The sequence below is a fragment of the Streptococcus sp. 477 genome, from assembly GCF_013277295.1.
Classification (GTDB): Bacteria; Bacillota; Bacilli; order Lactobacillales; family Streptococcaceae; genus Streptococcus; species Streptococcus pseudopneumoniae.
The window spans coordinates 1-20,237 of record NZ_VMMQ01000042.1 but is presented as its reverse complement, the minus strand read 5'-3'; the positions used below and the strand labels follow the sequence as shown (position 1 = coordinate 20,237).

Annotated in this window: 21 protein-coding genes, 2 pseudogenes and 1 other annotated feature; of the genes and pseudogenes, 2 read left to right on the top strand and 21 right to left on the bottom strand. The window is 39.7% G+C overall.

The annotated features are described in order from the left end of the window. Positions 1–11: 11 nt before the first annotated feature. Positions 12–407, bottom strand: coding sequence for a diacylglycerol kinase (locus tag HT691_RS06040; protein WP_000378166.1), 396 nt, complete (start codon positions 405–407; stop codon positions 12–14). Further along, a complete protein-coding gene (gene ybeY, locus HT691_RS06035; protein ID WP_000275158.1) occupies positions 388–885 on the bottom strand; it encodes an rRNA maturation RNase YbeY in 498 nt (165 codons plus the stop codon). Before ybeY ends, HT691_RS06040 begins: the two co-directional genes overlap by 20 nt. Positions 886–989: 104 nt before the next feature. Between ybeY and pavA the strand changes: the two genes are divergently transcribed. Further along, complete coding sequence (gene pavA, locus HT691_RS06030; RefSeq protein ID WP_031233604.1) at positions 990–2,645, top strand: Rqc2 family fibronectin-binding protein PavA; 1,656 nt, start codon at positions 990–992, stop codon at positions 2,643–2,645. Between the two features lie 60 nt (positions 2,646–2,705). On the opposite strand, the gene HT691_RS06025 is transcribed toward pavA, so the two are convergent. From HT691_RS06025 to HT691_RS05975, 11 genes are all read right to left on the bottom strand, one after another. Then, positions 2,706–4,475, bottom strand: a complete 1,770-nt coding sequence (locus HT691_RS06025) for a glucosaminidase domain-containing protein (RefSeq protein ID WP_172923273.1) — start codon at positions 4,473–4,475, stop codon at positions 2,706–2,708. Between the two features lie 41 nt (positions 4,476–4,516). After that, complete coding sequence (locus tag HT691_RS06020; RefSeq protein ID WP_000210693.1) at positions 4,517–5,455, bottom strand: dihydroorotate dehydrogenase; 939 nt, start codon at positions 5,453–5,455, stop codon at positions 4,517–4,519. Positions 5,456–5,465: 10 nt separating this feature from the next. Beyond that, the gene (locus tag HT691_RS06015; protein WP_023936428.1) at positions 5,466–6,266 is read right to left on the bottom strand and encodes a dihydroorotate dehydrogenase electron transfer subunit; all 801 of its coding nucleotides are present in this window, start codon (positions 6,264–6,266) and stop codon (positions 5,466–5,468) included. A gap of 247 nt (positions 6,267–6,513) precedes the next feature. Then, on the bottom strand, positions 6,514–6,894 hold the full coding sequence (locus tag HT691_RS06010; protein ID WP_000157159.1) for a VOC family protein: 381 nt from the start codon (positions 6,892–6,894) through the stop codon (positions 6,514–6,516). A 57-nt stretch (positions 6,895–6,951) separates the two neighbouring features. Beyond that, positions 6,952–7,311: a 50S ribosomal protein L20 gene (gene rplT / locus HT691_RS06005; RefSeq protein ID WP_000124834.1), complete on the bottom strand. Its 360-nt coding sequence runs from the start codon at positions 7,309–7,311 to the stop codon at positions 6,952–6,954. 51 nt (positions 7,312–7,362) lie between these two features. Beyond that, positions 7,363–7,563 (bottom strand): 50S ribosomal protein L35, encoded by a 201-nt coding sequence (gene rpmI, locus HT691_RS06000; protein WP_001125943.1) that lies wholly within the window; start codon positions 7,561–7,563, stop codon positions 7,363–7,365. A gap of 32 nt (positions 7,564–7,595) precedes the next feature. Further along, entirely contained in the window at positions 7,596–8,126 is a 531-nt protein-coding gene (gene infC, locus HT691_RS05995; protein ID WP_000848180.1) for a translation initiation factor IF-3, read from the bottom strand. Positions 8,127–8,141: 15 nt separating this feature from the next. Further along, positions 8,142–8,273 (bottom strand) — a sequence feature (ribosomal protein L20 leader region). Positions 8,274–8,436: 163 nt separating this feature from the next. Continuing rightward, complete coding sequence (locus HT691_RS05990) at positions 8,437–9,621, bottom strand: hypothetical protein (protein ID WP_172925292.1); 1,185 nt, start codon at positions 9,619–9,621, stop codon at positions 8,437–8,439. Further along, positions 9,618–10,211 (bottom strand): ABC transporter ATP-binding protein, encoded by a 594-nt coding sequence (locus tag HT691_RS05985; protein ID WP_000939894.1) that lies wholly within the window; start codon positions 10,209–10,211, stop codon positions 9,618–9,620. Before HT691_RS05985 ends, HT691_RS05990 begins: the two co-directional genes overlap by 4 nt. Positions 10,212–10,243: 32 nt before the next feature. Continuing rightward, positions 10,244–10,462, bottom strand: coding sequence for a hypothetical protein (locus tag HT691_RS11650; RefSeq protein ID WP_044012184.1), 219 nt, complete (start codon positions 10,460–10,462; stop codon positions 10,244–10,246). A 145-nt stretch (positions 10,463–10,607) separates the two neighbouring features. Continuing rightward, positions 10,608–11,410 (bottom strand): IS5 family transposase gene (locus HT691_RS05975; protein WP_172925291.1). Its coding sequence is split into 2 segments (ribosomal slippage): positions 10,608–10,954 and positions 10,954–11,410, totalling 804 coding nucleotides; the frame shifts between segments, so codons are not numbered across the junction. 50 nt (positions 11,411–11,460) lie between these two features. Between HT691_RS05975 and HT691_RS05970 the strand changes: the two are divergent. Next, a pseudogene (locus tag HT691_RS05970) lies at positions 11,461–11,670 on the top strand (FAD:protein FMN transferase); the annotation flags it as partial. Between the two features lie 99 nt (positions 11,671–11,769). Here HT691_RS05970 and HT691_RS05965 read toward each other — a convergent pair. From HT691_RS05965 to HT691_RS11305, 8 genes and pseudogenes are all read right to left on the bottom strand, one after another. Continuing rightward, positions 11,770–12,027: a DUF896 family protein gene (locus tag HT691_RS05965; RefSeq protein ID WP_023934295.1), complete on the bottom strand. Its 258-nt coding sequence runs from the start codon at positions 12,025–12,027 to the stop codon at positions 11,770–11,772. Positions 12,028–12,069: 42 nt separating this feature from the next. Next, a complete protein-coding gene (glyS, locus tag HT691_RS05960; RefSeq protein ID WP_172923398.1) occupies positions 12,070–14,106 on the bottom strand; it encodes a glycine--tRNA ligase subunit beta in 2,037 nt (678 codons plus the stop codon). 211 nt (positions 14,107–14,317) lie between these two features. Then, a complete protein-coding gene (gene glyQ / locus HT691_RS05955) occupies positions 14,318–15,235 on the bottom strand; it encodes a glycine--tRNA ligase subunit alpha (RefSeq protein WP_000038749.1) in 918 nt (305 codons plus the stop codon). Positions 15,236–15,253: 18 nt separating this feature from the next. Further along, positions 15,254–16,015: an elongation factor Tu gene (locus HT691_RS05950; RefSeq protein WP_023934299.1), complete on the bottom strand. Its 762-nt coding sequence runs from the start codon at positions 16,013–16,015 to the stop codon at positions 15,254–15,256. A gap of 272 nt (positions 16,016–16,287) precedes the next feature. After that, on the bottom strand, positions 16,288–17,130 hold the full coding sequence (locus HT691_RS05945) for an aldo/keto reductase (protein ID WP_001099666.1): 843 nt from the start codon (positions 17,128–17,130) through the stop codon (positions 16,288–16,290). Between the two features lie 114 nt (positions 17,131–17,244). Further along, positions 17,245–18,636 (bottom strand): peptidoglycan-N-acetylglucosamine deacetylase PgdA, encoded by a 1,392-nt coding sequence (pgdA, locus tag HT691_RS05940; protein WP_138703346.1) that lies wholly within the window; start codon positions 18,634–18,636, stop codon positions 17,245–17,247. 234 nt (positions 18,637–18,870) lie between these two features. Further along, positions 18,871–19,470: a DUF6088 family protein gene (locus HT691_RS05935; protein WP_000998387.1), complete on the bottom strand. Its 600-nt coding sequence runs from the start codon at positions 19,468–19,470 to the stop codon at positions 18,871–18,873. 487 nt (positions 19,471–19,957) lie between these two features. Then, positions 19,958–20,068: pseudogene (locus HT691_RS11305) on the bottom strand (flagellar assembly protein H domain protein); the annotation flags it as partial. Positions 20,069–20,237: the final 169 nt, after the last annotated feature.

Genomic DNA, 20,237 nt, shown 5'->3' with positions numbered 1-20,237 from the left:
CCTCTTACTGTTTAAAATAATAAATCCCAGATTCGTGGGAGAAAAATTAATGCGCCTGTTAAGGCTGCGAAAAGAGAAACCACTAATACCGCGCCAGCCGCCATATCCTTGGCATTTTTAGCCAGCATGGAAAAGTGATAGTGACTGGCCAAATCCACCACATTTTCAATAGCAGAGTTGATAATCTCAAAGGCTACTACCAAGAAAATGCTCAATAGGAGAAAGAGCCATTCGATTCGTGACACCTGAAAAACAAAACCTGCAAGGATGACCACTAGAGCCGTCACTGCGTGTTTTCGCATATTGCGTTCTTCCTTGATAGCAGTAAAAATACCTGTCAAAGCAAATTCTAAACTGGATATCAGGTCACGATTTTTCCATTTTCGTTTATTGTCTTGTGAGTCCATAGGCTGTCAAAATTTCTTCTTGTAAACCGAACATCTCCGCTTCTTCTTCCGGAGTGTAGTGATCATAGCCGTTAATATGTAAAAAGCCGTGTACTGCCAAGAAGCCCATCTCACGCTCAAAGCTGTGACCATATTCTTCGGCCTGCTCATGAGCCTTATCGATAGAGATGAACAATTCCCCAATATAGGCATCAAACTCAGACATCATCTCTGTCAATTCTGGATTTTCAAGCAAATCCTCTTCGTCAAAGGCAATTTCCAATTCTGGTTTATACTCAAGGCTAATGACATCTGTCGGACGGTCGGTGTCACGGTACTCCAGATTAAGTTCATGACTACGCTCATTGGTCACAAAAGTGACTGCCATCTCCTTGTCTTCTTTTCCTAATTTTTGGGCTGCAAATTCCAAAATTTCTTGGGTTTGTTGCAACATTTCTTTTGAAACTTGACCAGTTTCATCTACCATTTCAATATACATGTGCTTCTCGTTTCTCTTTACTTGGCTTTATTATACCACATTTCCATGATTTTATTCTACATTTTTGATATAATACTATGGAATACAATCACAAGGAGAGAACGATGTCATTTGATGGATTTTTTTTACACCACATAGTTGAGGAATTGCGAAGCGAATTAGTGAATGGTCGCATCCAGAAAATCAATCAGCCTTTTGAACAAGAGTTGGTCTTGCAAATCCGCAGCAATCGCCAAAGTCACCGCCTGCTCCTTTCTGCCCATCCCGTTTTTGGACGCATTCAGCTGACCCAAACGACTTTTGAAAATCCAGCCCAACCTTCTACCTTTATCATGGTTTTGAGAAAGTATTTACAGGGGGCCCTGATTGAGTCGATTGAGCAGGTGGAAAATGACCGTATTGTGGAAATGACAGTTTCCAATAAAAACGAGATTGGAGACCATATCCAGGCTACCCTGATTATCGAGATTATGGGGAAACACAGTAATATTCTACTGGTTGATAAAAGTAGCCACAAAATTCTCGAAGTCATTAAACACGTTGGTTTTTCACAAAATAGCTACCGCACCTTGCTTCCTGGATCGACCTATATCGCTCCGCCAAGTACGGAATCTCTCAATCCTTTTACTATCAAGGACGAGAAACTCTTTGAAATCCTGCAAACACAGGAAACGACAGCTAAAAATCTTCAAAGCCTCTTTCAAGGTCTGGGACGCGATACGGCAAATGAATTGGAAAGGATTCTGGTTAGTGATAAACTGTCTACTTTCCGTACCTTTTTCCATCAAGAAACCCAGCCATGCTTGACTGAGACATCCTTCAGTCCAGTTCCTTTTAAAAATCAAGTAGGAGAGCCTTTTACCAGTCTTTCTGATTTGCTGGACACCTACTATAAGGACAAGGCAGAACGCGACCGCGTCAAACAGCAAGCCAGTGAACTCATTCGTCGTGTTGAAAATGAACTTCAGAAAAACCGACATAAGCTGAAAAAACAGGAAAAAGAGTTACTGGCGACAGACAACGCTGAAGAATTTCGTCAAAAAGGAGAATTGCTGACAACCTTCCTCCACCAAGTGCCTAACGACCAAGACCAGGTTATCCTAGACAACTACTACACCAACCAACCTATCACGATTGCGCTTGATAAGGCCTTGACTCCCAACCAAAATGCCCAACGCTATTTTAAACGGTATCAGAAACTCAAAGAAGCTGTCAAATACTTGACTGATCTGATTGAGGAAACCAAGGCCACTATTCTCTATCTGGAAAGTGTAGAAACCGTCCTCAACCAAGCTGGGCTGGAAGAAATCGCTGAAATCCGTGAAGAATTGATTCAAACTGGCTTTATCCGCAGAAGACAGCGGGAGAAAATCCAGAAACGCAAAAAACCAGAACAATATCTAGCAAGCGATGGCAAAACCATCATCTATGTCGGCCGAAACAACCTACAAAACGAGGAGCTAACCTTTAAAATGGCACGCAAAGAGGAACTTTGGTTCCATGCCAAGGACATTCCTGGAAGCCACGTTGTCATCTCAGGCAATCTTGACCCATCTGATGAAGTCAAGACAGAAGCAGCAGAACTAGCTGCCTACTTCTCTCAAGGTCGCCTGTCAAATCTGGTGCAGGTAGATATGATTGAAATCAAGAAACTCAACAAACCAACTGGTGGAAAACCCGGCTTTGTCACCTACACAGGACAAAAGACCCTCCGTGTCACACCAGACCCAGAAAAAATCGCATCCATGAAAAAATCCTGATTTTACTTAAAATCAGGATTTTTAACATACTATTCACTCAAATCATATCCAATTATAGGACTAATCTTTGCCACCTAGTTTCTCATTGATTTTCATCATCACACTAGCAATTTTTTCACCCCAATAAGGGTCTGAGGCATATTCTACATTCATACCAGACGCCTTGTTTCCAAGGAAAGTTCTTCCCCTATCGATATAATTTTCCTTAATCCACTTGGTTGCACCTAAAATTCCCTTATCCACATCATCAAATGTCTTAGCAGAAAGGTAAGGGGTCGTATCATAGGCTGTAATGCCAAAGAAATTATTCTTATCTTTGGCAATTTTACTTCTTCCCCAGTCACTTTCTAGGGCACTATGGGCAAGGAGATAAAGGGCATTGATATGATAATGTTCTTCGGCTTCCTTAAAGGTAGTTCCCTTATTTTCCAAGAGACTATTGTCAATATTTAACAGACTAAATACCTTATCCAAATCTTCAGCACTATAGTTTGTAGCCTCTGTCAAATCTTTGAAAAGGAAGGGATTTTCAAGCTTAAAACCATCAAAATGCAGTCCATCTGCCGAATAATATTTCTTGCCTACTTCCATATCAGAAAAATGAGCAGCTACTGGGATACTAGCATTCTGAGCCACATAGTGATAAAAACGGTGCCCATCACTCTCATAATAAGGGATAAAGTCCTTACTAGCATCTAGCGCTTGTAAATCTTCTGTTTTCATATAGCCTGACAAACCAGAAATAGTAATAGCCAGGCGCTTGTCATCACTTTTTCTATCCTTATCTAGCCATACGACACTACCTTGCGATATATAGGAGAGCTTTTCACCATCTGCATCATAAACATTTGCTGTGACAGGTACTACTTGATAATAAGCAGCATTTTCGTTTGTAGCTTTTTCTCCAAGCCATTTACCGTCGCTTCCAAGCTGATAACCATCTACAGTCTCATTTTTCGCCATGTAGCCACCGGATTTGAAGTAGTACCAAGCTTGACTATGAGAATCGTAGACCCATTCTTTATCTGCCATTTTGCCATCAGATTTGAGATAAAACCAAGATTCCTTATCCCAAATCCATTCATTGACTGCCATGTAGCCACCGGATTTTAGATAATAATAGTGACCATTCTCGAAAATCCATTCTTTATCAGCATGGTTTCCATTTTCTTTGATGTAAAACCAAGATTGGTATTGTCTGTCAAAAAGCCAACCTTGCTGTACTTTGGCACCACTGGCATTCACATAAGCTTGATTAATCCACTGACTTGTCAGTAGATAACCACCGGATTTGAAATAATAATCCTTCCCTTTAATTTGGAGCCATTCTTTCTCTGCGTGCTGGCCATCTGCTTTGATATAAAACCAAGCATCGTATTGAGAATCATAGACCCAGTCTTCCATTACTTTGGCACCTGTTGCACCAACATAGGAAGTTCCTACCCAAGCATTTCTTTTCATCTTTCCATCTTGGTCAAGATAATAAAAGGCTCCCTTGTCTTCTACCCATTCTGATTTGGCCATATAGCCACCAGATTTGAGGTAAAAATAGTCGTCACCTTGCTTTAGCCATTCATTTTCAGCATAGTTAGCATCTGCTTTTATATAAAACCAAGATTGATAATGAGTATCAAAAACCCACTCATTCGCTGCTTGACTGCCATCTTCTTTCAGATACTGTTTTCCTTGCCAAGTACCATCACTAGCCATTGCACCCTCTGGACTAGCTAAGAAAAATAGCAGAGCTAAAAAAATAAATCTTACTTTCTTCATTAACCTTCTTCCTCTGTTCTTATTTATTTTATTGTACCAAAATTCTCCTAAATTCATATTACAAACTAATAAAAAATCAAGAACAGATTGATTGCAGGTTACCTCAGAGACTCTTTTACTTCCTGACGGAGTTCTTCCAGACTGCTAATACCGTATTTATCCATGACTTTTGGTAAATTTTCGATGATGTCAGGGCAGGCATAAGGATTGGTAAAGTTAGCTGTTCCAACTCCGATAGCAGATGCCCCAGCCAGATACATTTCTAGGGCAGCTTCAGCCGAATCCACTCCCCCCATTCCAATGATAGGCAGGTCTGTTGTTTGGGCTACTTGGCGGATGAGTTTGAGGGCTACTGGAAAGACTGCTGGACCTGACATTCCACCTGTTCCATTGGCCAAGATTGGTTTTCTGGTTTTGAGGTCAAAGCGCATTCCAACCAGAGTATTGATCATGGTCAAGCCACTTGCTCCCGCATCTTCTGCAGCTTTTGCGACAGTAACGATATCGGTCACACTCGGGGTTAATTTGACATAAACTGGCACTTCTGAGGCTTCCACAGCTGCTTTCACCACATCATAAGCCAAATCTGGATCTTGACCAATCAAAAGTCCATGATTACAGTGGTCAACATTGGGACAAGAAATATTGAGCTCGATAGCTTTTACATTAGTTGCCTTGGAAATCCCATGAGAAACAGCTGCATACTCTTGTTTTGAAAAACCAGCTACATTGGCAATAATAGGAAGATTTGGATATTCTCTTTCCAGCCAAGGTAGCTTTTCAGCCAAAACAACCTCTAAACCAGGATTTTGCAAGCCAATTGCATTGAGCATACCAGCAGGCGTCTCTGCCACTCTTGGAGTTGGATTCCCAAAACGTGGTTCAAGGGTTGTCGCCTTGATCATAATAGAACCTAAAAGGTCTAAATCATAGTACTTGGCATACTCTTGTCCAAAGCCAAAACAGCCTGATGCTGGAATAATCGGATTTTTCAAATCCAAACCAGGTAGAGACACTTGTAATCGATTTGTAGTCATAATTTTCTCCTTATAATACAACTGTTCCTGTGCGGAAAACAGGACCATCTTCACAGACGCGTTGGCTGACCGTCTCGCTTTCTGGTACTTTTAGAACACAGGCATAGCAAGCTCCCATCCCACAAGCCATACGAGATTCCAGAGATAAATAGGCTCTTGGGTGATCATCAAAGGTTTGATTGATATACTTCATCATTCCTGGAGCCCCACACGAGTAAACAGCATCAAACTGACTATCTAAATCATTGATAACAACGGAAACATTTCCCTTGATGCCATAAGAACCATCATCTGTCGTTACAAAGACCTGACCATACTGAGCCAATTCCGTTTTCAAAATAACAGCATCCTTATTAGCAAAACCGAGGACTGTCACTACTTTCACTCCACGTTCATGCAATTCCTTGGCCACCTCAAGCAAGGGTGGAACACCAATCCCACCACCAACAAGGAGAACCTGATTCTGCTCATCAAGGTCAGACAAGTCAAAACCATTTCCCTGAGGCCCCATCACATCAAGAGTGTCTCCCTGACTTAAGGTTGAAAAAATTGCAGTCCCAGCTCCCTCAATCCGGTAAATGAGATGACACTGCTTCTTAACCTTATCGATAGACGAAATTGAAATAGGACGACGCAAAAGATGGGCATCATCAGGCACACGCAGATGTAGAAATTGTCCTGCTCGCATGACTTCAACCATTTCTCCTTCTAAGACTAGTTCAAAGATTGCTGGCGCGATTTCCTCCTGTGCAACCACCTTCATGGTTTCCAAACGAATGGCACCCAAACGTTTCTTACATGTGGGATTCATGACTTTTCCTCCTTAAATTTTAAGGGGACCAGACAAAGAAAAGACCTTGCTAGTGCAAGGCCTCAGTTAAAATTGTACAACAGAAGAGAGCAAACTCAAAAGTCTCCTCTAGAAAATTGTACTATTCTTTTATCTGACACCTTGTGAGTCTCTCTGGACTCCCCTTAAAGGTTAAATTTTTATTAGTATACTCTTTCAGCTAAAAAAAGTCAAGTAGAAAAGGAACATTCTACTTGACCTCATGAGATTATTTTTCACGAATGACTTCGACCTTGTAGCCATCAGGGTCTTTGACAAAGTAATAGTTTGGTGTAGTTCCTGGTAGGCCATTTGGCTCAGTCACTTCATAGCCTTTTGCACTGTGCTCTTGATGAAGAACCTCAAGATCAGGTGTACTTAGGGCGATATGAGCAAAGCCATCTCCAACCACATAAGGGCCGTGATCGTAGTTATAAGTCAATTCCAACTCATAGTCATCACCCTCAAGACCTAGATAGACAATCGTGAAGGCATGATCTGGAAAATCTCTGCGACGCAATTCTTTAAAACCAAAAGCATCTTGATAGAATGCAATTGATTTTTCAAGATTTTCTACTCGCAAGCAAGTATGTAGCATTTTTGAAGCCATATTTTTCTCCTTTATTTTTAAAAAGACTGGACAATCCTCTTCCAGTCTCATCAGTTGTTATTTACCAAGTTTTGCTTTAGCTGCATCTGCAAGAGCTGTGAAAGCTGCTGCATCGTTAACAGCCAAGTCAGCAAGCATTTTACGGTTAACTTCGATCTCAGCCAATTTCAAACCATGCATCAATTGTGAGTATGAAAGTCCGTTCATACGAGCTGCCGCGTTGATACGAGTGATCCACAATTTGCGGAAGTCACGTTTTTTCTGACGACGATCACGGTATGCATAGTAGTAAGAGTTCATTACTTGTTCTTTTGCAGTACGGAACAAGATGTGTTTAGCTCCATAGTAACCTTTTGCTAATTTAAGAATACGTTTACGACGTTTGCGTGATACAACGCCACCTTTAACACGTGCCATGTTTTATTTCCTCCAAATATTTCCTAGAATTATTTACTTACAGTCAAGCTATTATTTCAAGCGAGTAAGCATTGCTTTGATACGTTTGTAATCTCCTGAATGCACCATAGATGCTTTACGAAGATGACGACGTTGTTTCTTAGTTTTTCCGTGGAAACGGTGAGAAGTATAAGCACGGAAACGTTTAAGTCCACCAGAACCTGTACGTTTGAAACGTTTAGCTGATGCGCGGTGTGTTTTTTGTTTTGGCATGATTTTTTCTCCTTTATTTAACTTTCTGACAATTATTTTTTGTCAGTCGCTGGCGCCAATTGCATGAACATTTGACGTCCATCCATTTTAGCACGTTGTTCGATGATGGCAATATCTTGAGTTGCTTCAGCAAACTCGGCTAAAACTTTTGCACCAATCTCTTTATGGGTAATCATACGACCCTTAAAGCGAATAGATACCTTAACTTTATTTCCTTTTTCAAGGAACTTACGTGCATTACGAAGTTTTGTATCAAAGTCACCCTTGTCAATTGTTGGACTTAGACGAACTTCTTTCACAGTAACAACGCTTTGTTTTTTACGTTGTTCTTTTTGCTTCTTCTGGTACTCAAATTTGAACTTACCGTAGTCCATAATTTTTGCAACAGGCGGTTTGGCTTGGGGTTGAATCAATACTAGGTCAACATTAGCGTTATCAGCCAAAGCTTGCGCTTCACTGAGTGGCTTGATGCCTAGCTGTTCTCCCTCAAGACCAATCAAGCGAACTTCACGTACACGAATCTCATCATTGATGAATAAGTCTTGCTTTGCTATGGTTTTCACCTCTTTTGTTTTATTAGAGAAAAACAATAGCGGACTCGTAAATATACAAGCCCGCACGTTATGATAGCGTTTCTTCGAAACTTTTCATCCGTAGGGCCAGGCAACTTAATGTCACAAGGCGAGAAGCTCTCACTTCTGCTTTTCTCAACTTTTATATGATACCAAGTTTTCTAGCTCTTGTCAAGATAAAAAGTTATTTTTTGAAAAGTTTGTGTTTGTATTTTGGTTTAGTTTTCGAATCAAAAAGAGAGAATCAAGTTGATTCCCTCTCTATGTTAGTTTTTACTTATTTTCCCTACCTATAGGAAAGCTAGAATCTATTAAAAACTTCCCTTTTACGTGAATTTCCCCATCTTTCGATAAATAAAATCCCCACTAACAAAAGGATAATCAAGTAAGGAAGTAAGACCATCCCCATGCTCCAATTTAGATCGACATTATCAATCTGCTTAGGTAATCTTCCAGATAAAATCTCCACTGAACGCAAGTAAGTAAAGGGAATCAGATGTGCAATCCTTTGAAGAGGCTGAATGGTTTGGATGCCAAACAATAAGCCAACAATCCCAATGAGTGAAAGAAAAAGGACAGGCATTTTTTGCTTGAAAAAGTAAGCAATCAAATACACGACTTCCACAATGACGATAAAGGCTAAGAAAGCTAAGAACAAGCCAGGAAATAACACATCTTGTATCTTTCCAATAGTTACCTCTTGATTCACTAAGCTATAAATTGGGTAGGGATAATCTAACTGTCCAAAACCACTTATCAGACTTCCCGCTAGAAAAGAAAATCCGCTGATTCCGATAAACAGCACAGTTACATAGCCTACTCCAACTCCAAGAGAGGACATGGCAAATGCCACTTTTGAAAAAGGATATAACTGAGCTGTGTCCAGATGATTTTGATATCTTTCTGCAAATAGTTGCGTTAGCATAAAAATAATAGCAACCACAAACAAGCTTGGGATGATAGCCTCTAAAATCCAGACAATCTGGTCAATCCCGTGGGTCGGAAACTCCAAAGTATGTGCTTTTATGTTCAAGGGATACAGGGCTTGGTAAATCTTTCGTTGGCGGTCAACCGCCATTTTAAAGTCAGAGCTAGCAGTCGGTTCATTTGACATAACTTCATAATTCTTCTCTTCATCTTGCCACTGCAAATAATAGGCTTCTTTCCATCGTCCTTCTTTTAGTAAATTCAAAATTTCTTTCTTTTGCGTTAAAAAATTTTTTTGCAAGTCTAAATTACTTTTAACACTCTGGTATTCCTCCGAGCTGGTGTCAGACATTTGGGAAAGCTTCACTTCATTTTCATTGATGATTCTCTCATATTTTACAACACTGGTTTCCAACTCGCTCTCCAAGCTGTGTGAGTTTGCAGTCTGACTATTTAAATAAAAGGTAACACCGAGTACAGATGCAAATAAAAGTAAGATAAACCAGTTTAAACGACTTTTGAAAACTTTCTTTAATAAAAATAGGCTAATATCTTTCATAACGGAACCTCTTCTATCTGCCCCTGATGAATGGTTATTACTCTATCGCAGACATCAACCAACTCTTCCTTATAGTGGGAACTTAAAAGAACCAGCTGTTCTTGTCTATCGATTTGTGCTAGCCTATCAAAAAACTTCTGTCGATAATACTCATCTAAGCCATTTGTAATCTCATCCATAAGCCAGCATTTGGCCTGACTGAGGAAATACATGGCAATCACCAAGCGTTGCTTCATGCCTAAGGAATACTTGCGAATGGGAAGGCTGACATAGTCCGACATTTCCCAATAGGCAATTTCATCCCTCAAGTTCAGACCTGACTTCCAGATGTTTTTGATAAGACGAAGGTAGTCCATCCCACTTAAGTTTCCATCCAGCCATTCAACGCTCTCATAATAAAATAAAGAAGGAGGAGCTGCGATATGTCCACTACTTATGGGAATTAAGTTGCTAATGGTGCGGAACAGGGTCGTCTTTCCAGAGCCATTGATAGCAAGAACGCCATAAATACTGCCCTTTTCAAAGGTGAAATCTACATCTTGTAAGATGACTTGTCGCGTTTTTAAGGTCACATGAGTAAGCTGTAACATATCCAGTCCTCCTTTTTCTCACTCTTTAAGGATCAATAGCCTCCTTTGTAATGGTTTACTACCTCATAACGATCGTAGTTCCAGCCTCCGCCAACTTTATACTCAGAATAGCTATAATAACGAGACCATTCCGGAATGACAATATATCCATATCTGTGGTAATTCATACTAGACCTATAGTAGGTATTCCAATCATAGCGATAACTTTTAAGAACGGTCTTAGCAGATACACTAGACTGAAGAAGACCAATAGATTATAAACTAACTAATTAAACGATTTTTGCTAATTTTTAATGATTTTATATCATCAATATCGAAGACGCTTTCATTATATCGTTTTTATCATTATTATGCAACAGATTTTTAGTTTATTTTACTACTAGACTTCCTGCAAAACTAGAATCCTAGTTCATGATTGATAATACCAGCAATCAAATTCATTCGTAATCCGAAGCGTTTACGATGATTTCGATAGGTTGTTGAAAACATTTTAAACGTTTTTACTGTGGCAAAAATATTCTCAACCTTGCTGCTCTCCTTAGATAGTGCATGGTTACAGGCTTTGTCTTCAAGAGTTAATGGCTTAAGTTTACTTGATTTCCTCGGAGTTTGTGCTTGAGGATATATCTTCATGAGTCCTTGATAAGCACTGTCAGCCAAGATTTTACCAGCTTGTCCGATATTTCTGCGACTCATTTTGAACAACTTCATATCGTGACAATAGTTCACAGTGATCTCCAAAAAACAATTCTCCCTTGACTTGTGACAATCGCTTGAACCTTCATAGCGCGGCATTTCTTTTTACCAGAATCATTCGCTAATTGTTTTTTAAGGCGATGGATTTTTACTTCCGTCGCATCAATCATTACCGTGTCCTCAGAACTGAGAGGAGTTCTTGAAATCGTAAAACCACTTTGAACAAGAGTTACTTCAACCCATTGACTCCGATGGGTTAAGTTGCTTTCGTGAATACCAAAATCAGCCGCAATTTGTTCATAAGTGCGGTATTCTCGCACATATTGAAGAGTGGCCATAAGAAGGTCTTCTAGGCTTAATTTGAGTTTTCGTCCCCCTTTTGCGTGTTTACCTTGATAAGCTGTTTTTAATACAGCTAACATCTCTTCAAAAGTCGTGCGCTGAACACCAACCAGGAGCTTAAATCGTGCATCAGTTAGTTGTTTACTTGCTTCATAATTCATAGAACTATTCTACCATATATTGTTTCGCAATATTGTTTCGCAGGAAGTCTAATCAAACAGGATATCCTGTTGAAACGGAACTAGCGAGTCTAACAATCATCTCTGATAAATCAGTCGATGGCGAAATCTGAACGACTCGACTCTTTGGAGAAAGACATGCTTCTATCCTCTGGCAAGTCGAAAGTTTTGAGGGCATCGAAGCCATCCTCATCGATAAAGAAGGTCACCTAAGCTGTTCTTCAGGAATTCCTACTCTATAGAGACAACTGTTTCAATGGAGTTTTAAAATTGTATTATGTAAAAAGAGAAAGGAAATCTCATGTTATAGTCATTTAGTTTTAAAAAAGAAAGAATACATATTATGAATTTGGGTCATCAAGACTACGGCCATGTAATCCTTTTTCACGTTGTACCTGACGTAGTTTTTCTGGTGTAACATCATTACCTTCTTCGTCCACAATTTTGATTCCCTCAATGTGGTGACGAACAGAGCGACGATAACCTTCAATGTACTCCTCACGTAGTTTAGCTTGTTCCACTTTTTCTTCTGGTGTCAAGCCTTCTGCTTTTTTCTTTTTGGCAAGCTCATTGATACGATCAATTTTTTTAGGATCCATGTTTCTCTCCTTTATGATAAGATTTAATCCGTTTAACAGATTTTATTTGGTATTGATTTGGTTAAAACGTGCAAGTTTAGCTGCTTTCTTGGTTAATTGAGACAAGATTGCCAAACGATTTTGACGGACTGCTTCATTTTCAGCCATAACCATGGTATTCTCAAAGAAAGCATCAATGACTGGACTAAGCGCAAAGAGCTGTTTCAATTGCTGACTGGCAGTCCCTGACAAAACGAGTGATTCTACTGCTTCTGCCAAGGTTTTCTCTTCTTCATTCTCAAAGAGAGCTGAATCAACTGTAGCAACCCCTTCTGCCTTCTCAGCCAAGTTAAAGGCACGAGAAAGTGATTCAACAGATGGTTTAAAGTCTTCTTCCTTGCTTGCTTCTACGAGAGCACTTGCTGCTTCCAACATATCTGCCACAACAAAGTTTGATCCTGCAAGAACGGCTTCCTTGATATCTTTTGGAGTAGATCCCATCATCTTATCAACACGAGCTTTGATAAAGTCCATCACTTCTGCCTTATTTTCATAAGTCAAACTATCGAAATTCAAAGCATAAAGGCTATCAATCAGTTCATCCATAGCAATGTGCCAACCAAGGGTATCCAAGATACGAACCACACCTTGGGTCGCGCGACGAAGGGCATAAGGGTCATTAGAACCTGATGGGATCAAACCTACTGAGAAGAAACTTAAAATCGTATCTAATTTGTCTGCAATAGCAAGTACTGCACCGACCTTGCTCACTGGAAGATCGCCGTCAGCAGATGTAGGCATGTAGTGTTCCCGAATAGCAGCTGCCACTGCTGGAGTTTCACCAGCAAGAAGGGCATATTTCTCCCCCATAATTCCTTGGAGCTCGTCAAATTCACCAACCATACCTGTCAACAAGTCAAACTTGTAAATGGCTGCTGCACGAGCTAGGTCAACTGTTTCATCCGCTGATAAACCTGCTTTTTCTGCCAAAAGTACAGCGATTTGACCCGTACGAATCATGTGTTCACGAAGGGAACCAATCTTCTCGTGGAAAGTGACATTGTTTAATTTTTCAACAAGGTCAGAAATCACCAATTTTTGGTCTTCACGCCAGAAGAATTCTCCGTCTTCCAAGCGGGCTACCAAGACTTTTTCATTTCCTTTGATGACATTTTCCAAATGTTCTGCGTTTCCGTTACGAACAGAAATGAAGTTTGGCAAGAGTTTACCATCTTGATCACGGACAACAAAGTAACGTTGGTGTTCCTTCATTGAAGTCACCAAAACTTCTTCTGGAACTTCAAGGTATTTAGCATCAAAACTTCCCATAAAGGCAGTTGGGTATTCAACCAAGTTCAAGACTTCATTCAGCAAATCAGCGTCAATCTCGATACCTACACCATGCTCAGCTTCGATTGCCTTGATTTGGTCAACAATCATTTGCTCACGTTCACGTGGATCTGCAATTACAAACTGACGACGAAGGTCTTCTTCATAGCTCAAGGCTGACTGAATCTTGGTTTCTTGTCCCAAGAAACGATGGCCACGGCTCACACGCTCTCCCCTAATATCAAGGAAATCCAAATCAAACTCTTCTTCATCTAAAAGAACTGTTAAAGTGTGAACAGGACGAATGTATTCAAAGCTATTTCCAGCCCAGTGCATGCTGACAGGGAAAGTCAATGACTTCAAGACATCTACAACACCAGGAACAATGGCTTCAACTGCTTGACCAACTTCCTCCTTAGTGACATAGACATATTCTTCACCCTTGATTTCACGGAATTCGATATCTTCAACAGTCAATCCTTTTCCACGGACAAATCCTTGAGCTGCTTTGGTGAAATTTCCATCACTATCCAAGGCAATTTTCTTTGCTGGACCCTTGAAATCTTCTGTCAAATCAGACTGTTTGTCTGCAAGACCAGTTACACGAACAGCCAAACGACGTGGTGTTGAGAAGGTTTGAATAGCTTCAAAAGACAAGCGGTTTTCCTTGAGGAAGGCTGCTATTTTTTCTCCTAGTTGTTTTTCACTTGGTGTGACAACGTAGGCTGGTAATTCTTCAAGACCGAGTTCTACTAATAAGTTTTTTGTCATGTTTTTTCTCCGAAAAGTATCTTTTTATTTTCCAGTTTGCCTTATGTGATTGGCACGCAAGCAACCAACTTCGTTGTTTCATTGCTAAAATTGGAGCCAAAAGTCTCCAATTTTGCCTAGTATCCTTAGTTTCACTAAGGATACCTTCATCACTGCGGCAACTGGCTCAGGGCTCACTCTGTTCGCCCATTTTCGTAATTTGTCACTCTCTTTATTCTGCGTCTTCTGCTAGGAGTTTAGCTCTTGTTTCTTCATCCAAAAGTGGGTAGCCTAGGCGTTTGCGTTCTGCGACAAAGGTTTTGGCTACGACACGGGCCAAGTTACGGATACGAGCGATATAGCCTGCGCGCTCTGTTACAGATACGGCACCACGCGCATCAAGCAGGTTAAAGGTATGTGAACATTTGAGAACATAGTCATAGGCAGGGTGAACTAAGCCTTCTTCTAATGCACGACCAGCTTCTTTTTCAAACTTATCAAAATTTTCAAGCAACATTTCTTGATCTGAAATTTCAAATGAATATTTTGAGTGTTCGTACTCAGGCTGGATAAAGATTTCTCCGTATTTTACACCATCAGCCCACTCGATATCATAGACAGAGTCTACTTCTTGAATGTAAGAAGCCAAGCGCTCCAAACCATAGGTAACTTCCGCAGTCACAGGGCTAGTTGCCAATCCACCGACTTGTTGGAAATAAGTGAACTGAGTGATTTCCATTCCGTCAAGCCAAACTTCCCAACCAAGACCAGCTGAACCAGTTGATGGGTTTTCCCAGTTGTCCTCAACAAAACGAATATCGTGCTCCAAAGGATTGATTCCCAATTTTTCCAAAGACTCAAGGTAAAGTTCTTGGATATTTGATGGAGAAGGCTTCATGACCACCTGGAATTGGTGGTGTTGGTAGAGACGGTTAGGGTTTTCCCCATAACGACCGTCAGCAGGACGACGTGATGGCTCTACATAAGCTGCATTCCATGGCTCAGGTCCGATAGCACGAAGGAAAGTGTAAGGACTCATTGTTCCCGCACCTTTTTCATTATCATAAGCCTGCATAAGCATACAACCTTGGTCATTCCAAAATTGTTGCAAAGTAAGGATGATTTCCTGGAAAGTCAATTTCTTAGACATTGTTTACTCCTTTAGTTTTTATATTTCTTTTTCAATTAATTTCTGCTGAACAAACCAATCTAACAAGGGAAAAGTTTTTTCTGTATTTGCCCATAAATGATAAGAATCTAAGACCGCTTGTACACTACCTAAATTTTCTACCAACTTATCTACTGTCAAAAAGCTGCGCCAGTATTCATAAAAAATACTTGCATAGTTCTTATCATAAGTCGAAGAACCAAAATCATTCAATGAATGCCAACCATACTTCTTCTGAAAAAGTTCTACGAGAGATTGATTACAAATTTTTTCCGCTTGAAATTCCTCTTCTGTCAAGAAATACTTGCGACTAATATATTCAACCATCCCCTCTTCGAACCAGATATAAGAGTCATAACCATCAAAATCATCTAAAAAATGCTCCGACCAATGAGCTAGCTCATGTCCTACAATCTGTAAGAGGAAATTTTCAGATAAAGAATGATAGTGACTTTCTATTGCTTGAGTTTGCTGAGAACACTTGTAGTCCATCAACTGATACAAATATAACTCTTTCCAAACAGCTAAATCAGGCGTCATAACCATTCGTCTATTATTTGTATAGGCTGGAACAGCGCTTTCCCTAATAATCTGTGTAGCAGCATTAAAATCTGACCAAATAACGGCTTGCGGTAAATCACAGACTGCAAGTTCATTCTTTAAAAAAGATTGATAATCTTTCAACTTTTCAGTATTTCTTACTACAAAATCACGAAATGTAGCTAGTTGACTATCGTCTTTTACAAGATAAAGGTTTTCCACGTCTCTCCTTTCTTTCACACAATAGACTGAATAAGCAAAAGAACCGCGTCCGACAATCCTAGGTTGATTTAACCTAGGGGCGTCAGAAACGCGGTTCCACCCTAATTTATTACTTCATTGTTTTTGAAAATACTACAGAAAGCGCCAGCACTTTATTTTGCCCTACTTGGCTCCCACTATCCCAAGCTCGCTTGAAGAACGCCATAAGACTTTCTTTCCTGCTGACTATTATATCAAAAATTAGAACAATGTACAATTCTTTTTATGATTTTCTAAAAATCCACATCATCAACTCGTGGAGCACCAGAATGAACAGCAATCGCTTTTAAGGTTTCACGCTCCTCATGGCTCAATTCAATTCCAAAGCAATCAAGATTAGCCTGAATACGAGAGGCTGTGACAGATTTTGGAAGTGGTAGAAATCCTTCTGCCAAGCTCCAGGCCAAGGCTATCTGAGCAACAAACTTTCCATGATTTGCTGCGATTTCTTGGACTTCCTTACTATCAAATAGTTCTCCCTGACCAAAAGGGCCCCAAGCTTCCAATAAAATTCCTTTTTCTCGACAGTAATCTACGACTTCCTCTTGATACACACCTGGCGCCAAGCGAACTTGATTGACCGCTGGAAGAATTTTTGCTGTTTCAAACAAGGCATCCAAATGATGGGGAAGAAAATTGCTAACGCCGATAGCACGGATCTTGCCTTCTTGATAGAGGTCTTCCATCGCTCTCCAGACCTCAGCATTTCGGATTTTCCATGCGTCATTTTCTCTAAGCGGTTTTGGATTTGGCCAATGAATCAAATACAGATCCAAATAATCCAAGCCCAACTTCGCTAAAGACTCTGCAAAAGCCTGACGAGCTTGCTCATAGGTTTGTTGGCTATTCCACAGCTTGGTAGTTACGAACAATTCCTCTCGTGGAACTCCGCTATCTTTGATTGCTTGACCAACACTTTCTTCATTCTGATAAATCGCCGCCGTATCAATATGACGATAACCAGCCTTCAAGGCTTCTAACACTGCACGATAGGCTTCTTCTCCATCCTTAGCCTTAAAAGTTCCAAATCCTAGAACTGGAATTTCTACTCCATTATTTAATTGATAGGTATTCATATGCTTCTCCTTCTATTTTATTTATCATTTATAGCATAATTTTTTTGCTAATTAGTACTATCTTTTGTAAAAAATAAGTCTATCACATATCTGACAGAACCTATTTTTTCTTGCTTATTCATCACGGCTATAATACAGTTCATGAGGTTTTAGGCGAGTATTGAGCATCTCTGGTATGGTCACAAAGGTATAACCCTGATTTTTCAAATACTCAATGACCCTTGGCAAGGCATTGACTGTCGGACTGTGAATATCATGCATCAGAACGATAGAGCCGTTAGCTACTTGATGCTGAATTTCTGTCAAAATAGATGCTTCATTTTTACTCTTCCAGTCCAGACTATCCACATCCCACATGATAAAGCTCAAATCGAGGCTATTGCGAATGTCGTCTGTAATGGCTCCATAAGGCGGACGCATGAGTTTTGAACTAGAACCCAGCGCCTTAGTTAGCGCATCCTCAGTATCAGTAATTTGTTTTTTAGCTTCATCAAGAGAGAGTTGCGAGAGAATCGGATGGCTCCAACTATGGTTTCCAACAACATGACCTTCAGATTTTATCCTTTTCACCAAGTCCTCATTCCCAGAAACATTTTTCCCAAGCACAAAGAAAGTGGCTTTAACACCATATTTAGCTAGAGTCTCTAATACCTGCGGAGTCGTTGCTGGATTTGGACCATCATCAAAGGTTAGAGCGACAACTTTTTGATGTTTCTTATCAAAATAAGACTGGTACAAGGCCGCATCTTTTTCGAGTAAGTACGAAGATTGGATAACATCAAAGAAAGTAGATACTGGTAAGGCTATCTCTTCTAAATTTTCAACCGCAGGACTCGGATAAAGGATAATCTGACTATCCTTATAATCAAAATTCCATGCAGATAAGTCTTGGTCAGAGAAGCTTTTTACAATCTGCTCACTCTGGTTTTGCTCTATTTTTTTATCCTCTATAAAGGAGGTCAATTCTTTTATCAGCTGTCCCTTAGCCTTACTAGCATCTGAAAAGAGTTGGTCAAGTGTAAAAGGTTGCCCATCTTCTGTTAAGTGAACCTTTCCTAGACTGGTCTTTTCAGTCTCTTCAACCTTAAAATCAACTAAATCATAGATTTGTTTGGTCGCATTACGATTGACGACTCCCTTTAAACCTGACTCTCCTTGCTCTGTATAGTAGAAAACAAGATTGTCCTTACTTTCTAGCTTGTCCTTAATGTCTTTATTTATCAGCTCCCTAACAGAGGAAATCACTTGCTCACCTTGGAGAGGATAATAGGCAATCACTTCGGCTTGACCCTTACGAAAATGCTCCTTCTGATTTCCCTCACTTAATTGATCGTCTTTCTCTTTTTTGAGCGATTCAATCTTTTGCTCAAAACTTTTTTGCTGATACATTTTAAAAGCAATAAATCCGCCTAATAGGCAAATAGAAATTGCTAAAATACCAATCAAAGCCAATAATATATGTCTCTTTTTCCCGTGTCTGCCACGTCCCAGTCTACTTTTATTCATATTTATATCATAACAAATTTAAGCAATAATTTCAATGATACAGTTTGGCAATCCACAATTCCTCTAGCAAGCCAAAGCATCTCACATCAACTAGATCAGCCCTATCTATAGGAACCATCTAGTTTTCTATCTATGGAATTTCTAGTAGATTGAAGCTAGAATAGACACCGTCACTTCTAAAAACATTCTGAGAAATTGATTTATTTTTCCCAGTCGATTTATCCTCAAACATCCCTATACCTCTGATATTTTCTTGATAATACTATATACCCAGACACTTGTAGTTTTACCTTCAGCTAGTAATGTTGACTTTTCTTCTTCAGATAATTTTTTCCGTAAGTAGTCAATCTGCTGAGAAGTAATGTTCTCTTTCCCCATTGCCTTGACAGATTGTATCACCATTGCAGTTAAGGTTGACATATTTGAAATATCTCCATTATTTCTATGCTTAAATTCTATTCTTGCCTTACCAACATTAAAACTGGCATATCTTCCATCTGATATATAGATCCATTTTGCTGGTACCTGCGTAGATAGACCAAGTAAATTAAGGGCTGTGTTTCCCGATGGAGCAATGGTCCAATTATATTTTCTAGCAATAGCATCAGCAACTTCATCCACAGAGGCCATTGCATACTCTCCAATCAGTTCTATATATTTTGGTTTATAATAAATACCTTTCAAAATGCGAGTAACCTTTTTGTCTTTTACAAGACGATTTAATGTACTACGAACAGTTTCATATCCTACAATTTCAAAGAAATCATTTGCTATAAAAACTTGATTCGATTCAAAATTTTCTATCCTGTTTACTATTTCCTGCTTATCGTTCATCTATCGCACCTCCTTTGCACCGAATATGATGCTATTTTGGGTGCGAGAGTCATTTTATCAAGAGGGAACAGACCTCTTACAATTTCTTATGTAACATCTCTATCTATTTTATCCCATTTCTTATTTCAGTAATCGCTTGATTATAAAAATCAGGATAGTCAGCCGTATTTATTTCTTTTATATTGTAAAATGAAATAAGAATAGGACGATTCGATCAGGACAGTCAAATCGATTTCTAACAATGTTTTAGAAGTAGAGGCGCACTATTCTAGTTTCAATCTACTATAATAGAAATTACTTTGACTTTCCTGACTGATTTGTTTAGTTCTTATTTCATTCAGATATGCTATGCATTAACCAATAGCGGATACCTACGGAGAACTTGCCACTCAGATGTAGGACCTGCCCATCATACAAAAAAACAGACTTCATCCCACAAAGAGATAAAATCTGTTACTATTTTCTACACGATATTTCCTAATTTTTAATCCAGCAGTTGGTCTACTTGGCTGATGACTCGCTCGGTAAAGGGCTTGTTGCCAAAAAACTCCAACCACGGCTTGCGAACCTCGTCTTTGCTGGTTTCTCTGTATTTTTTAGGTCTTATTTATGATGCTCTTTCAATAGTTCTTCAAACTCAGCCACAGTCATGCCTAATTTCTCACTCGCAACCTCAGGTGTTAGAAGACCTTGACGAACTAGATTTGCTAAACTTACTTTTAATCCCTGTTCGATGCCTTCAGCTCGTCCACGTTCAAGACCGCGCT

Excerpts from the sequence above, each read along its gene's own strand:
- ybeY (WP_000275158.1), bottom strand. The coding sequence starts at position 885 with ATGTATATTGAAATGGTAGATGAAACTGGTCAAGTTTCAAAAGAAATG.
- pgdA (WP_138703346.1), bottom strand. The coding sequence starts at position 18,636 with ATGAATAAAAGTAGACTGGGACGTGGCAGACACGGGAAAAAGAGACAT.
- rplT (WP_000124834.1), bottom strand. The coding sequence starts at position 7,311 with ATGGCACGTGTTAAAGGTGGCGTTGTATCACGCAAACGTCGTAAACGT.
- HT691_RS05990 (WP_172925292.1), bottom strand. The coding sequence starts at position 9,621 with ATGAAAGATATTAGCCTATTTTTATTAAAGAAAGTTTTCAAAAGTCGT.
- glyQ (WP_000038749.1), bottom strand. The coding sequence starts at position 15,235 with ATGTCTAAGAAATTGACTTTCCAGGAAATCATCCTTACTTTGCAACAA.
- HT691_RS06025 (WP_172923273.1), bottom strand. The coding sequence starts at position 4,475 with ATGAATTTAGGAGAATTTTGGTACAATAAAATAAATAAGAACAGAGGA.
- HT691_RS05945 (WP_001099666.1), bottom strand. The coding sequence starts at position 17,130 with ATGAATACCTATCAATTAAATAATGGAGTAGAAATTCCAGTTCTAGGA.
- HT691_RS05985 (WP_000939894.1), bottom strand. The coding sequence starts at position 10,211 with ATGTTACAGCTTACTCATGTGACCTTAAAAACGCGACAAGTCATCTTA.
- HT691_RS05935 (WP_000998387.1), bottom strand. The coding sequence starts at position 19,470 with ATGAACGATAAGCAGGAAATAGTAAACAGGATAGAAAATTTTGAATCG.
- HT691_RS06015 (WP_023936428.1), bottom strand. The coding sequence starts at position 6,266 with ATGAATCCCACATGTAAGAAACGTTTGGGTGCCATTCGTTTGGAAACC.
- HT691_RS06010 (WP_000157159.1), bottom strand. The coding sequence starts at position 6,894 with ATGGCTTCAAAAATGCTACATACTTGCTTGCGAGTAGAAAATCTTGAA.
- rpmI (WP_001125943.1), bottom strand. The coding sequence starts at position 7,563 with ATGCCAAAACAAAAAACACACCGCGCATCAGCTAAACGTTTCAAACGT.
- HT691_RS05965 (WP_023934295.1), bottom strand. The coding sequence starts at position 12,027 with ATGGATCCTAAAAAAATTGATCGTATCAATGAGCTTGCCAAAAAGAAA.
- HT691_RS06040 (WP_000378166.1), bottom strand. The coding sequence starts at position 407 with ATGGACTCACAAGACAATAAACGAAAATGGAAAAATCGTGACCTGATA.
- pavA (WP_031233604.1), top strand. The coding sequence starts at position 990 with ATGTCATTTGATGGATTTTTTTTACACCACATAGTTGAGGAATTGCGA.
- glyS (WP_172923398.1), bottom strand. The coding sequence starts at position 14,106 with ATGACAAAAAACTTATTAGTAGAACTCGGTCTTGAAGAATTACCAGCC.
- HT691_RS06020 (WP_000210693.1), bottom strand. The coding sequence starts at position 5,455 with ATGACTACAAATCGATTACAAGTGTCTCTACCTGGTTTGGATTTGAAA.